General features: G+C 66.6%; 14 protein-coding genes and 1 tRNA gene. 3 read left to right on the forward strand and 12 right to left on the reverse strand.

What is annotated here, in order from left to right:
* The 9 genes from AB839_RS15230 to AB839_RS15270 all read right to left on the reverse strand — a co-directional run.
* A partial coding sequence (locus tag AB839_RS15230; protein WP_197467688.1) for an NAD(P)H-dependent oxidoreductase subunit E occupies positions 1–276 on the reverse strand: 276 nt, incomplete at its 3' end.
* 97 nt (positions 277–373) lie between these two features.
* Positions 374–1681 (reverse strand): NADH-quinone oxidoreductase subunit D, encoded by a 1308-nt coding sequence (locus tag AB839_RS15235; protein WP_061480010.1) that lies wholly within the window; start codon positions 1679–1681, stop codon positions 374–376.
* A complete protein-coding gene (locus AB839_RS15240; protein ID WP_010486428.1) occupies positions 1678–2427 on the reverse strand; it encodes an NADH-quinone oxidoreductase subunit C in 750 nt (249 codons plus the stop codon). The genes AB839_RS15235 and AB839_RS15240 overlap by 4 nt, the downstream gene beginning before the upstream one ends.
* A gap of 33 nt (positions 2428–2460) precedes the next feature.
* On the reverse strand, positions 2461–3015 hold the full coding sequence (locus AB839_RS15245) for an NADH-quinone oxidoreductase subunit B (RefSeq protein ID WP_005417936.1): 555 nt from the start codon (positions 3013–3015) through the stop codon (positions 2461–2463).
* The gene (locus AB839_RS15250; RefSeq protein ID WP_005417937.1) at positions 3006–3362 is read right to left on the reverse strand and encodes an NADH-quinone oxidoreductase subunit A; all 357 of its coding nucleotides are present in this window, start codon (positions 3360–3362) and stop codon (positions 3006–3008) included. The genes AB839_RS15245 and AB839_RS15250 overlap by 10 nt, the downstream gene beginning before the upstream one ends.
* A 111-nt stretch (positions 3363–3473) precedes the next feature.
* A tRNA-Leu gene (locus AB839_RS15255) sits at positions 3474–3558 on the reverse strand.
* A gap of 51 nt (positions 3559–3609) precedes the next feature.
* Positions 3610–4047, reverse strand: a complete 438-nt coding sequence (gene secG / locus AB839_RS15260; RefSeq protein ID WP_049415231.1) for a preprotein translocase subunit SecG — start codon at positions 4045–4047, stop codon at positions 3610–3612.
* Positions 4048–4079: 32 nt separating this feature from the next.
* Positions 4080–4835 (reverse strand): triose-phosphate isomerase, encoded by a 756-nt coding sequence (gene tpiA / locus AB839_RS15265; protein ID WP_019660587.1) that lies wholly within the window; start codon positions 4833–4835, stop codon positions 4080–4082.
* Positions 4836–5188: 353 nt separating this feature from the next.
* Positions 5189–6166: a 2-oxoglutarate and iron-dependent oxygenase domain-containing protein gene (locus AB839_RS15270; protein ID WP_061480011.1), complete on the reverse strand. Its 978-nt coding sequence runs from the start codon at positions 6164–6166 to the stop codon at positions 5189–5191.
* A gap of 149 nt (positions 6167–6315) precedes the next feature.
* Here AB839_RS15270 and AB839_RS15275 point away from each other — a divergent pair, with 149 nt between their 5' ends.
* Genes AB839_RS15275 through AB839_RS15285 form a run of 3 tightly spaced genes read left to right on the forward strand, consistent with a single transcriptional unit; the run spans position 6316 to position 10209 of the window.
* A complete protein-coding gene (locus AB839_RS15275; protein WP_061480012.1) occupies positions 6316–8193 on the forward strand; it encodes a sulfatase-like hydrolase/transferase in 1878 nt (625 codons plus the stop codon).
* A 20-nt stretch (positions 8194–8213) separates the two neighbouring features.
* Positions 8214–9359, forward strand: coding sequence for a glycosyltransferase family 4 protein (locus tag AB839_RS15280; protein ID WP_061480013.1), 1146 nt, complete (start codon positions 8214–8216; stop codon positions 9357–9359).
* On the forward strand, positions 9352–10209 hold the full coding sequence (locus tag AB839_RS15285; protein ID WP_061480014.1) for a polysaccharide deacetylase family protein: 858 nt from the start codon (positions 9352–9354) through the stop codon (positions 10207–10209). Before AB839_RS15280 ends, AB839_RS15285 begins: the two co-directional genes overlap by 8 nt.
* Positions 10210–10290: 81 nt before the next feature.
* On the opposite strand, the gene glmM is transcribed toward AB839_RS15285, so the two are convergent.
* From glmM to trpA, 3 genes are all read right to left on the reverse strand, one after another.
* Positions 10291–11652, reverse strand: a complete 1362-nt coding sequence (gene glmM, locus AB839_RS15290) for a phosphoglucosamine mutase (protein WP_061480015.1) — start codon at positions 11650–11652, stop codon at positions 10291–10293.
* Positions 11652–12527 carry an acetyl-CoA carboxylase, carboxyltransferase subunit beta gene (accD, locus tag AB839_RS15295; protein WP_005417947.1) on the reverse strand — a complete coding sequence of 292 codons (876 nt, stop codon included), beginning with the start codon at positions 12525–12527 and terminating at the stop codon, positions 11652–11654. Before accD ends, glmM begins: the two co-directional genes overlap by 1 nt.
* A 215-nt stretch (positions 12528–12742) precedes the next feature.
* On the reverse strand, positions 12743–13552 hold the full coding sequence (gene trpA / locus AB839_RS15300) for a tryptophan synthase subunit alpha (protein ID WP_061480016.1): 810 nt from the start codon (positions 13550–13552) through the stop codon (positions 12743–12745).
* Between the last annotated feature and the right edge of the window lies 1 nt (position 13553).

Genomic DNA, 13553 nt, shown 5'->3' on the forward strand with positions numbered 1-13553 from the left:
CACCTTCTCGGTCTCGAACATCGAGTAGAAGCTGGCGACCTCGTAGGCCCACACCGGCGGCAGGTCCAGGTACTTGGCCACGCCGGCGATCAGTTCGTCGGTCAGCCAGCCCTGGTTCTGCTCCTGGGCCGCATGCAGGCCCTGCAGCACGGCAGAGCGCTTGCGGTCCGGCGGGAACTTGGACAGCCAGTGATCGATGTGAGCGCGGGTCTTGTCGCTCAGCACCACCATCGGGTCGACGTCGCGCGCCGCCTCGAAATTACCTGTCGCCTTCATCGGCCGACCTCAGCGAAATGCATAACGTGAAATTCCAGAAACTGCGGCGCCGGCTTGCGCCGGCTGCCTGCAGCGGGCGTTGGCGTGGCGGACGGCATTACCGGTCAACCTCGCCGAACACCAGGTCGTAGGTGCCGATCATCGCCACCACGTCAGCCAGCATGTGGCCGCGCACGACCGAATCGATCGAGGACAGGTGGGCGAAGCCCGGCGCACGCAGGTGCACGCGGAACGGCTTGTTGGCGCCATCGGAGACCAGGTAGCAGCCGAATTCGCCCTTCGGGGCTTCCACCGCCGAGTAGGTCTCGCCGGCCGGCACGCAGTAGCCTTCGCTGAACAGCTTGAAGTGGTGGATCAGCGCTTCCATGTCGTCCTTCATGTCCTCGCGCCTGGGCGGAGCGACCTTGAAGTTCTTCACCATCACCGGGCCCGGGTTGGCCTTCAGCCACGCCACGCACTGCTTGATGATGCGGTTGGATTCGCGCATTTCGGCAACGCGGACCAGATAGCGGTCATAGCAGTCGCCTTCCTTGCCCAGCGGGATGTCGAAATCGACGGCATCGTACTTGGCGTACGGACGCTTCTTGCGCAGGTCCCAGGCAATGCCCGAGCCGCGCAGCATCACGCCGGTCATGCCCCACTGGTGGGCCAGTTCGGGAGCGACCACGCCGATGCCGACGGTACGCTGCTTCCAGATGCGGTTGTCGGTCAGCAGGGTTTCGTATTCGTCGATGCGCTTGGGGAACTCGACGGTGAAGTTCTCCAGGAAGTCCAGCAGCGAACCCTCGCGCGAAGCATTGAGCTGCTTCAGCGCCTTGCCCTTGTGCCAGCGCGATTCCTTGTACTTCGGCATGTGGTCCGGCAGGTCGCGGTAGACACCGCCCGGACGGTAGTACGCCGCGTGCATGCGCGCGCCGGAAACCGCTTCGTAGCAGTCCATCAGCTCTTCGCGTTCGCGGAAGGCGTACAGCATCACCGCCATCGCGCCCAGGTCGAGCGCGTTGGAGCCCAGCCACATCAGGTGGTTGAGGATGCGGGTGATTTCATCGTACATGGTGCGGATGTACTGGGCACGCTCCGGCGCCTCGATGCCCATCAGGGTCTCGATCGCGCGCACGTAGGCGTGCTCGTTGCACATCATCGACACGTAGTCCAGTCGATCCATGTAGCCGATCGACTGGTTGAACGGCTTGGACTCGGCCAGCTTTTCGGTACCACGGTGCAGCAGACCCACGTGCGGGTCGGCGCGCATGATGGTTTCACCGTCCATTTCCAGGATCAGGCGCAGCACACCGTGAGCGGCCGGATGCTGCGGGCCGAAGTTCATGGTGTAGTTGCGGATTTCCTGCCGGCTCTCGGCGGCGTTGCTGGCGAATGCTTCGCCGGCCTGGTGTACGTGGCTCACTTCACTGCCTCCTGCGCGCGCTCACCTTCTGCGGTCTGCAGACGGGCGTCGTCGCGGATCACGCGCGGCACGCCGACACGCGGCTCCACCGAGGTGACCGGTTCGTAGATCACGCGCTTCTTCTCTTCGTCGTAGCGGACTTCGACATTGCCGATCAGCGGGAAGTCCTTGCGGAACGGATGGCCGACGAAACCGTAGTCGGTCAGGATCCGGCGCAGGTCCGGGTGGCCTTCGAAGATCACGCCGTACAGGTCGAACGCCTCGCGCTCGAACCAGTTCAGACCCGGCCAGATACTGGTCAGCGAGGACACCACCGGCAGCGCTTCGTCAGGAGCGAAGCAGCGCAGGTGCATCATCAGGTTGTGCTGGTAGGAACGCAGCTGCGCGACCACGGCGAAGCGCTGGGTCGGCATGTGCTGCGGGCGGGCACCGTCGGCACCGTTTTCCTCGGTGGGGAACTCGCCCCACGCGAAGCGGCCCTGGGCCTTGCCTTCGACGCCTCGGCTGAACCCCTGCGAGGACACGTCAGCGGTGTCCCATTCGTCGGAGCCATAACCGAGGTAGTCGACGCCGCACAGATCCACGGCCTGCTCGAAACCAAACTCGTCACGCAGCGCCAGGGCGGTGGCGTGCCACTCGGCGGCAGGCACTTCCAGCGTCACTTCGCCGCGGGGTTCGACCACGATGACCTTCGCACCAGCGAAACGTGCGGAGAGTCGGTCGATGAAGGATGCTTGCTCTGCCATGGGGGCTTGGCGCGCTCTAGTCAGGTGAAGGGGTCAGCGGGCGATGGTCTGTGTACGCCAGATCTTCTTCTGCAGCTGCAGGATCCCGTACACCAGCGCCTCGGCAGTCGGCGGGCAGCCCGGGACGTAGACGTCCACCGGCACCACGCGATCACAGCCGCGCACCACAGAATAGGAGTAGTGGTAGTAGCCGCCACCGTTGGCGCAGCTACCCATCGAGATGACCCACTTCGGGTCCGGCATCTGGTCGTAGACCTTGCGCAGCGCCGGGGCCATCTTGTTGACCAGGGTACCGGCCACGATCATCACGTCGGACTGACGCGGCGAAGGGCGGAACACTACGCCGTAGCGATCCAGGTCCAGGCGCGCGGCGCCGGCGTGCATCATCTCGACGGCGCAGCAGGCCAGGCCAAAGGTCATCGGCCACATCGAGCCGGTGCGCGCCCAGTTCAGCAGTGCGTCGACGCTGGTGGTGACGAAGCCCTTTTCCAGCAGCGGGTTGTCGCCTTCCGGCCGCAGGATGTCATCAACCCGGCCTTCCGGCGACGGATTGTTCATGAGGCCATCGAGAGTCTGAATCACTCCCATTCCAGCGCTCCCTTCTTCCAGACGTAAATGAAACCGAGGAACAGCATGCCGACGAACAGGCCCATGGTAACCAGCGAACGGGCGCCCAGTTCCATGAAGACCTGGGTCCACGGCACGATGAAGATGATTTCCAGGTCGAAGACGATGAACTGGATCGCGATCAGGTAATAGCGCACGTCGAACTTCATGCGCGCGTCTTCGAAGGCTTCGAAGCCGCACTCATACGGCGACAGCTTTTCCAGATCGGGGCGGCGGGGACCGAGGAATCGACCAACCAGCATCAGCGTAACGCCGATACCGGTGGCAACGATCAGAAACAGCAGAGACGGCAAATATTCGGCCAGCACAGCGATTCTCTCTTGCCTCTGCCGCTGCGCCTGCAGGCGCTTTGGCATGGGGGAGTGGACGGGAACCTGCCTGGCGCCTTGCGCGCCAGACGAACCCGCTTTACTTACAAATGGTGCCCAAGAGGGGACTCGAACCCCTACGACTTGCGTCGCTACCACCTCAAGGTAGTGCGTCTACCAATTCCGCCACCTGGGCAAACGATCACATCAGACTATCTTTCCGATGCGCCGCGTATTGTAACCGGCTTCAGTCTTTCTGGGAGCCTTCCGAAGGCTTTTCTTCACCAGAAACCGAAGATTCCGCCTGAGCCGGCACATTGGCGGCCGGAACCGGGGCTGCCGGGACCGCATCGGCCTTCGGGACGGCCGGCAGCTCGCCCGCCGGAGCCGCCGGAGCGGTCGCTGCCGGGGCGGACATCAGACCCAGATCCTGGTCGGCCGCCGGACGGGTGCCGTGACCGGCATACCAGGCCATGAAGAGGCTGATGCCAAAGAACACGACAGCCAGCCACTTGGTCGACTTGGACAGGAAGTTCGAGGCGCCACGCGCACCGAACACCGTGCCCGAGGCACCGGCACCAAAGCCCGAACCTGCCGCCGCACCCGAGCCACGCTGCATCAGGATCAGCGCGATCATGGCCACAGCGACCAGCACGTAGACGACATTGAGGATCAACATCAGCATTGGAAACCGCCCTCGGACAATACTTCTAGGATTTAGTTCGCGGCCGCCGCCCGTGCGATGGCCAGGAAGTCCGCGGCCACCAGGGAGGCGCCGCCGACCAGCCCACCATCGACATCCGGCTGCGCGAACAGTTCCCCGGCATTGTCGGGCTTCACGCTACCGCCGTAAACAATGGGCAGTGAATCGGCGATTCTAGCATCGATACGCGCGACTTCGCCACGGATGAACGCGTGCACCTGCTGTGCCTGCTCCTTGCTGGCGGTACGGCCGGTGCCGATGGCCCAGACCGGCTCGTAGGCGACCACGGCGTTGGCGAAACCGGCCGCACCGACCAGTTCCAGCACCGGCGCCAGCTGGCTGGCGATGACCGCTTCGGTCTGCCCGGCCTCCCGCTGTTCCAGGGTCTCACCCACGCACAACACCGGGACCAGGCCGGCATGCTGGGCGGCGGCGAACTTGCGCGCGACCAGCTCGCTGCTTTCATGGTGATACTGGCGGCGCTCGGAGTGGCCGACTAGGCCATAGCGGGCCCCGACCTCGACCAGCATGGCTGCGCAGACCTCGCCGGTGTAGGCGCCCTTCTCGTTGCTGCTGACGTCCTGTGCACCAAAGGCCAGGCCGGTCGCGCCGAAGTCCTCGACCAGCTCGCCCAGGTACGGCAGCGGCGGCAGGATCACCACGTCCACGCCCTCCAGTGGCAGCCCGGCGGCCACCTGCCCCAGCAGTTCATTGGCGAATTGACGGCTGCCGTGCAGCTTCCAGTTTCCGGCGACGATCTTGCGGCGCATGAGCGGGTGGCTCCTGTGTGAAGTCAGCCGGTCATGATACCCGTTACGGCAAAAATCCGTTTCCGTGTAAGCGGTTACATGGATTTTCAGCCAACGGCGCAGCCCCTCGTGGCGGGAGTTTGGTTGGGTTGGTCGCGGAAAGCCCGGTTGGATTGGCGGGCTTGGCCGGGCGGGTGGGGATGGCGGGGGACGCCTCATGGATGGGTCCACGGCGTCCCCGCCATCCGACACCTCCCCGCCTCCCCACGGAACACCCCAGAGCCGCTTTGGCTTTGGCTTTGGCTTTGGCCTCTGCGGGTGCAGGGTGCAGCCCTGCAAAGAAAAAGGCCGCCTTTCGGCGGCCTCACTTTTCTTTACTTCAGCTTGATCTCGCGCAGGCGTTCCTCGAGGAAGCCGTGGGCGGTGATCGGCTCCGGGTACCGGCTCGGGTTCTCCGGGGTGATGCACGAGGGCAGCACGTCGATCAGGAAGTCCGGGTTCGGGTGCAGGAAGAACGGTACCGAGTAGCGCGGCTGGCGCGCCAGTTCGCCCGGAGGATTGACCACGCGGTGGATGGTCGACGGATACACATGGTTGGTCAGGCGCTGCAGCATGTCGCCGATGTTGACCACGATGGTGTCCGCGTCCGAGGTGAACGGCACCCACTCGCCGTCGCGCGACTGCACTTCCAGCCCTGCGGCACTGGCACCCACCAGCAGGGTGATGAAGTTGATGTCGCCATGAGCACCGGCACGCACGTTCGGGATGTCGTCGGTGGTGATCGGCGGGTAGTGGATCGGGCGCAGGATCGAATTGCCGAAGTTGGTCTTGTCGGCGAAGAAATTCTCCGGCAGGCCGATGTGCAGGGCGAGCGCCGACAACACGCGCGACCCCAGGTTGTCCAGCGCCTGGTACAGGCCGTACCCCCGCTCGCGGAAGCCCTCGACTTCGGTCGGCCACAGGTTCGGCGCCATCACGTCACGGTACTTGGAGTCGTCGGCGATCTCGCGGCCGATGTGCCAGAACTCCTTCAGGTCGAAGTGCTTGGAGCCCTTGGCGGTCTCCACGCCGAAGGGGGTATAGCCGCGGGCGCCGCCGCTGCCAGGCACGTGGTACTTGCGCTTGACCTCTTCCGGCAGGGCGAAGAAGGCCTTGAAGGCATCGTAGGCCGCGTCGATGTCGGCCTGCGGGATGCCGTGGTTGCGGATGCCCGCGAATCCCCATTGGCGATAGGCCGCGCCCAGCTCGGCCACGAAGGCCTCGCGGTCGCTGTCGAAACGGGTGATGTCGAGGGTGGGGATCTGGCTCACAGCGGTTCCTGGCTTGTCATTGGGTCTGGGGGGCCAGCGCATTCATGGCCCGCCTGAACATTGTGACAGATCGCCCGGGGGACGCCACTCGATACGAAGAAACAAACCGATACAATGCGCGACCCGCGCGCGGATTAACGCTTCCGTCACGTGGCGCCCGACCTTTCCCCGCTCCCTGAATCCGCTTCGCCATGTCTGCAGCCGCCCCTGCCGCACTCGCCCTTGAAGGCTCCACCCGGCGTTGGCGCCGGCTGGCCTGGTGGTCGCTGTTCGTCGCCGGCAATGCGGTCCTGGCTGCGGCGATCGCACTGGGCAACGTGCCGCTGCGGGACAATCCAGGCGGCAGCCCGGGCCTGGCCTACCTCGCGATCGCCCTGCCCGGCCACCTGCTCGCGTTCGGCGCGCTGGCCGGCCTGCTGCCGTTGTTGCTGGGGCTGTGGCCACGCACTGCCCGTACGCTGAGCATCAGCGCCGTTCTCCTGCAGGGCCTGTGGCTGTGCCTGCTGCTGGTCGACGCCAAGGTGTTCACCCTGTATCGCTTCCACCTCAACGCCATGGTCGTGAACATGGTGTTCGGCGGCGCCCTGCAGGACCAGGTCGCCCTGTCCTGGAAGACCTGGCTGCAGGTCGCGCTGCTGGTCGCCGCGGTCTTCGCCGCCGAAGGCCTGCTGGCCTGGGCGTGCTGGAAGCTGCTGCCGGCCGTGCCGCGCCGGCGACGGGTGCTGCAGGCGTGGGCAGCGGTCGCGCTTCTGATGGCCGGCGGCCAGGTGGCCACCGCCTACTACGACGCCCGCGGCGACCGCGATGTGATCGCGCAGTGGAACTACCTGCCGTGGGCGCAACCGATCACCGCCAAGAGCTTCATGCGGCGCCTGGGCGTGGTCAGCCAGCAGCAGGCCGGCCTGCCCGACCCGCGCCATGCGCAGCTGCAGTACCCACTGCACCCGCTGCGGTGCCAGAACCCGCATCGTCCCAATGTGCTGATGGTGGTGCTGGAATCGCTGCGCCAGGACGTGCTGACACCGCAGCTGATGCCCAACACGTTGGCGCTGGCGCAGGACGCGCGCGTGTTCGACCAGCACTTCAGCACCGGCAATGCCACCCGCTACGGCCTGTTCGGGCTGCTGTACGGCCTGCCCGGTGGTTACTGGCCAAGCATGCTCGACGAGCAGCGCGGCTCGCAGCTGTTCCAGGTGCTGGGCCAGCAGGGCTACGACCTGCACCTGTACGGCAGTGCGCCGTTGTACAGCCCGGAATTCGATCGCACGGCATTCGCCGATGTGCGCGACCAGCTGCACCAGGGGCCATCGGCACTGAAGTCCGACGGCCGCGACCGCGCGATCATCAGTGCACTGCAGCAGGACATCCGCGCCAGCCAGGCGGCGCAGCGCCCGTGGTTTGGCTTCGTGTTCCTCGACTCCACTCACGCGCCCTACCACATGCCCGATGGTTACCCGCCCGTGGCGACGCCGATGGCTGCGGACATCGACTTCCTCAAATTCGGCCCGGAGCATGACCCGACGCCGGAACTCAACCGCTACCGCACCGCCGTGCACTACGCAGACAGCCTGATCGGCTCGCTGCTGGACGACCTGCGCGCACAGGGCCTGGCCGAGGACACCATCGTGCTGGTCACCGGCGACCATGCCGAAGAGTTCAACGACCTCAAGCTGAACTATTGGGGCCACAACGGCAACTTCTCCGACTACCAGCTGCAGGTCCCGTTCGTGCTGCATTGGCCAGGCAGGGCCGCTGGCCGCGACGCCCGTACCAGCTCGCACGAAGACTGGGTACCGACACTGATGCGCCATGCGCTGGGCTGCGAGAACGCGCTGAGCGATTACAGCACCGGCCAGGACCTGCTGGCCGAACCGCAGGGCCCGCGTGCCCTGGTGGTCGAAAGCTGGTCGCAGCGCGCGATACGCCATGGCGACGCGATCTACGTGTTCGACAAGTTCGGCAACGCCACAGCGCTGGACCGGCACTACCTCCCGCTGCCCCAGCAGGCCCCTGATGCGGCTGCCGTACGCACTGCATGGGAAGCGTTGACCCGCTTCCGCAATCGTTGACCTTCAAGGATCGATCCCGCATGAACCGTCCGCTGCGCATCCTGCACACCGAAGCCGCCAAGGGAATGGGCGGGCAGGAGATCTACATCTTCCGCCACATGCAGGTGATGCGCGCGCGTGGCCATGAGGTGGCGCTGCTGTGCCAGCCCGAAGCGCGACTGGCCAAGCTGGCACGCGACGACGGTTTCACCGTGCACACCCTGCGCATGGGGGGCCTGCTGCGCCTGCTGCGCGGCATCTGGTCGGTCTCGCGCCTGGTGCGTCGCGAGCGCTACGACGTGGTCAACACCACCAGCCGCCGTGACGCGCTGATCGCCGCCGCCGGTGCACGCCTGGGCGGCACACCGCTGGTAATACGCTCGCGCCACCTGATGAGCCCGGTCAACTCGCTGCTGACCTATACCGGCCTGCCGCACCGGGTGATGACCGTCAGCAGCTTCGTCAAGCAGCTGCTGACCGAGCGCGGCATTCCGGCCGAGCACATCGGTATCGTGCCGCCAATTGCAGTCCCGCCGCGCTGGAGCGAGATCCGCAAGGCCGATCCCTGGCAATGCCTGCAGGAGGTGCGCGCGGAGGTGCGCGCCGAGCTCGGTTTCGGCGAGCAGGACATCGTGGTCGGTTGCGTGGCGGTGCTGCGCGGACCCAAGGGCCATGCCGACCTCCTGCAGGCGATGGTGCCGCTGTGCAGGACGCATCCGAACCTGCACCTGGTGGTGATCGGCGATGGCCAGACGGTCATGGATCGGCTGCAGGCGCTGCGCGACGAGCATGGGCTGCAGCAACAGGTCCACCTGCTCGGCTATCGTGACGGCGCGTGCCGGCTGATGGCCGGCTTCGACATCTTCGCGCTGGCTTCGCACAAGGAAGCGGCCGGTACCGTGTTCCTGGAGGCCGCCTATGTCGGGGTACCGATCGTGGCCACGCGCGTAGGTGGCGTGCCGGAGATGGTGGTCGAGGGCAGCAATGCGATCCTCACCCGATTGGGCGACAATGCAGCCCTGACAGGCGCACTGCGCCTGCTGGTGGAAGATCCGGAACGGCGGCGGCAGATGGGCCGCGCCGGGTGGGACTGGATGCACAGCGCGCACCGGTTCACCCCCGATGGCCACGGTGAGACCACCGAACACTACTACCGCCAGTGGCTGAAGGAGCTGGGACATGGCTGATGCCCGAACCGTACCGGTGCTCATGCACCACCACGTCAGTCCGTCGCCGGGCATGATCACCGTGTCACCGGAGAATTTCGAAAGCCAGATCGCCTGGTTGGCCGGCAACGGCTGGACTTCGCTGACACTGGACCAGTACGCCGGCTTCCTGGCCGGCAAGCCGGTGCCGCGCAAGTCGATCGTGATCACCTTCGACGATGGCTACCTGGACAACTGGGTGTATGCGCACCCGATCCTGCAGAAGTACGGCATGCACGCAGTGGTGTTCGTGGTCACCGGCTGGATGGGTGAAGGCCCGGAGCGGCCCCACGCGGGGCTTGCCGGGGCAGTGCTGCCTGCCACGCCGGACCACCGCGGTTGCGAAGCGGCGATCTACGAGCAGAACCGCAGCGACGACGTGATGATGCGCTGGAGCGAAGCGCGCGCGGCCATCGCCGCCGGCACCTTCGAAGTGCATTGCCACACCCATACCCACACCCGCTGGCTGCGCCGCGACGACCTGGACCGCGCACAGCGCCGTGCGGGCCTGAGCCACGACCTGGCAGTCTCGCGCGAAGTCCTGCGGGACAAGCTCGGCGAGGTGTCCGATACGCTGTGCTGGCCTTACGGCGATTTCGACCAGGACCACATCGAGGTGGCACGCGAGCACGGCTTCCGCTACCTGCACACCACCCACCCGTTCGGCCGTAATGTGGTCGGCGGCGATCCGGAACGCATCTACCGCTTCGCGATCCGCAACCGCCCGGCGAGCTGGTTGCGCAAGCGCATCGCCCAGAGCTACACCCCCCTGATCGCGCCGCTGTTCAATGGCTTCAAGGCGCGGCAGAAGAAGATGGTGCCGGGGCCGTGAGCCTCGCGCAGCCTTGCCGCCTGAACGAAAAAACGCCCCGGCATTGCGGGGCGTTTCTGTTTGGGCAAATGCACAGCTGCCTCAGGCGGCGGCTTCACGGACCGCTGCAGACAGGCGGTCCAGCGTGTCCTGCATCAGCGTTGCATCATCGGCCTCGACCGTGACACGCACCACCGGCTCGGTACCGGACGGGCGCAGGAACGCACGGCCACGGCCGGCCACTGACTGCTGCGCGACGGCCAGCGCGGCCTGCACGCTGTCGGCCTGCACCGTTGCCTTGGCCGAGACATTGCCCAGCCGCACGTTGACCGTCTTCTGCGGCACCCGCAGCAGCCCCTTCAATGCCTGGCGCAGGGTCTGCCCGCTGTTGCGCAACGCCACCAGCACCTGCAGCGCACTGACGATGCCGTCACCGGTGGTGGCCCGATCCAGGCACAGCAGGTGGCCGGAGGCTTCGCCGCCGAGCACCCCACCGCCTTCGATCAGCGCCTGGTGCACATAGCGATCACCGACGTTGCTGCGCACGAACGGAATCTGCAGATCGGCGAAGGCCTTCTCCACGCCGTAGTTGCTCATCAGCGTGCCGACCACCGGGCCGCGCAGGCGGCCTTCGGCTTTCCATGCCCGGGCCAGGATGTAAAGCAGGTCGTCGCCGTCGACCGGGTTGCCCTGGTCGTCGGCCATCAGCACGCGGTCGCCGTCGCCGTCGAAGGCAATGCCGAGATCGGCGCGGGTTTCGCGGACCTTGGCCGCGAGATTGTCGATATGGGTGGAGCCTACGCCGGCGTTGATGTTGACGCCGTTGGGCTCGGCGCCAATGCCGATCACCTCGGCACCCAGCTCGCGGAACAGCAGCGGTGCGATCTGGTAGGTGGCGCCGTGCGCGCAGTCCAGCACCAGGCGTACGCCACGCAGGTCGAACGCGCGCGGCACGCTGGCCTTGCAGAACTCGATGTAGCGGCCGACCGCCTCGCGGCCACGCGACGCCTTGCCCAGCTTCTCCGATTCGACGGTGGTGAACGGAACGTCCAGCGCCGCTTCGAGGGCAAGCTCGGTGGCATCGTCGAGCTTCTCGCCCTGGGCGGAGAAGAACTTGATGCCGTTGTCGTAGTGCGGGTTGTGCGAGGCACTGATGACGATGCCGGCATCCACGCCCAGCGTACGGGTCAGGAACGCCACCGCCGGCGTCGGCATCGGCCCCAGCAGCTGCACGTCGGCACCGGCGGCCACCAGGCCGGCTTCCAGCGCCGCCTCGAACATGTAGCCGGAGATGCGGGTGTCCTTGCCGATCACCACGATCGGCCGGCGCCCGTCCTGGCCGCGCTGGGCGACCAGGACACGGCCCAGCGCGTTGCCCAGGCGCAGCACGAAGTCGGCCGAGATCACGCCCTGGCCGACCCGGCCACGGATGCCATCAGTACCGAAGTACTTGCGGCCTCCCATCAAGCCACCTCCGGCGCCGGCTGACGGCCCAGCATCGCCAGCAGGTCGGACAGGCGGTCGCGCAGCTCGCGGCGATCGCAGATCTGGTCGATGGCACCATGTTCGAGCAGGAACTCCGAGCGCTGGAAGCCTTCCGGCAGTTTCTCGCGCACCGTCTGCTCGATCACGCGCGGGCCGGCGAAGCCGATCAGCGCCTGCGGTTCGGCGATGTTGATGTCGCCCAGCATCGCAAAGGAGGCCGAGACACCACCGGTGGTCGGATGGGTCAGCACCGAGATATACGGCAGCCCGGCTTCACGCAGCTTGCCCAGCGCGGCCGAGGTCTTGGCCATCTGCATCAGCGAGAACAGGCCTTCCTGCATGCGGGCGCCACCGCTCTGCGAGAAGCACACGTAGGGCGCACCGATCTCGACCGCGGTTTCTGCGGCCAGTGCGAAACGCTCGCCGACCACCGAGCCCATCGAGCCGCCCATGAAGGCGAAGTCGAAGGACGATGCCACCAGCGCACGGCCCTTGAGCAGGCCGCGCATGGCGATCAGCGCGTCGTACTCGCCGGTATTCTTCTGCGCGATCTTGATGCGCTCGCTGTACTTCTTCTGGTCCTTGAACTTGAGCAGGTCGGTCGGCCCCAGGCGCGCACCGATCTCGGTGGTGCTGTCGGCGTCGAACAGGGCGGCCAGGCGCGCGCGCGCGCGGATCGCCATGTGATGGCCGCACTTCGGGCAGACTTCCAGGTTCTCTTCCAGTTCCGGACGGTACAACGCGCTGCCGCAGTTGCTGCACTTTTCCCACAGGCCCTCGGGGACACTGCGCTTCTTGCTGGGGGTGTTGTCGGTGCGGATGCCGGACGGCATCAACTTGCTGAGCCAACTCATGCGGGAGGACACTTCCGTTCAGGGCGGCCCGGGGGCCGCAAAGGCGGACAGTCTAGCTCCGCTTTCCCCGCCCGTGCACCCCCTTGCCAGCCGCGGGGAAGCCGGAAAAAACCATGCTGGGACGTACGTTTAGGTGCTGGGCGGTGCCCGCCGCCGGCCGGCAGCCTTTGCACGCCAGCCATCAGGAGGACGCCGGCCAGCGACCGGCAGTCCTGTTACGCGTCCAGCGCCTGCCGCAGCGGGGCGAGGAAGGCCCGGGCGCGCTGCACCGCGTCTTCCGCCGAGCCCGCTTCCGCCAGCGCCGCCACCAGCGCGCTTCCGACCACCACGCCATCGGCCTGGCGGGCCATGGCCGCGGCACTGGCGGCATCCTTGATACCGAAGCCCGCCACCACCGGCACCGATGCGCGCGCGCGCAACGCCTGCAGGCGGGTACCGGCGGCATCGCTGTCCAGGCGCTCGGACGCGCCGGTGACACCGGCAAAGCTGACGTAGTAGAGATAGCCACGGGCCAGCGCCAGCAGCTTGCCGGCTCGCGCCTCGCTGGTGGTCGGCGACGCCAGCAGGACCAGCGCAAGGCCGGCTGCGTCGAACGCCTGCTGGGCATCGCCCGCTTCTTCCGGCGGCAGGTCGACCAGCAGCACGCCGTCCACGCCGGCGTCGACGGCGGCCTTGGCGAAGGCCGCGTAGCCATGGATCTCCACCGGGTTGAGGTAGCCCATCAGCACCACGGGGGTCTGCGCATCGCGTTCGCGGAACTGCGCCACGGCCTGCAGGACGTAGCGGCTGCCGGCGCCGCGTGCCAGCGCGCGCTCGGAGCTGCGCTGGATGGTCGGGCCATCGGCCATCGGGTCGGAAAACGGCACGCCCAGTTCGATCACGTCGGCGCCGGCCTCGACCAGTGCGTGCATGACCGGCACGGTCGCCTCCAGCGAGGGATCACCGGCGGTGACGAAAGGAATCAGCGCCTTGCGCTGCTGTTCGCGCAGACGCAGGAAGCAGGCATCGAGTCGGGATACGGACATG

It is taken from the genome of Stenotrophomonas sp. DDT-1, assembly GCF_001580555.1.
Classification (GTDB): domain Bacteria; phylum Pseudomonadota; class Gammaproteobacteria; order Xanthomonadales; family Xanthomonadaceae; genus Stenotrophomonas; species Stenotrophomonas sepilia.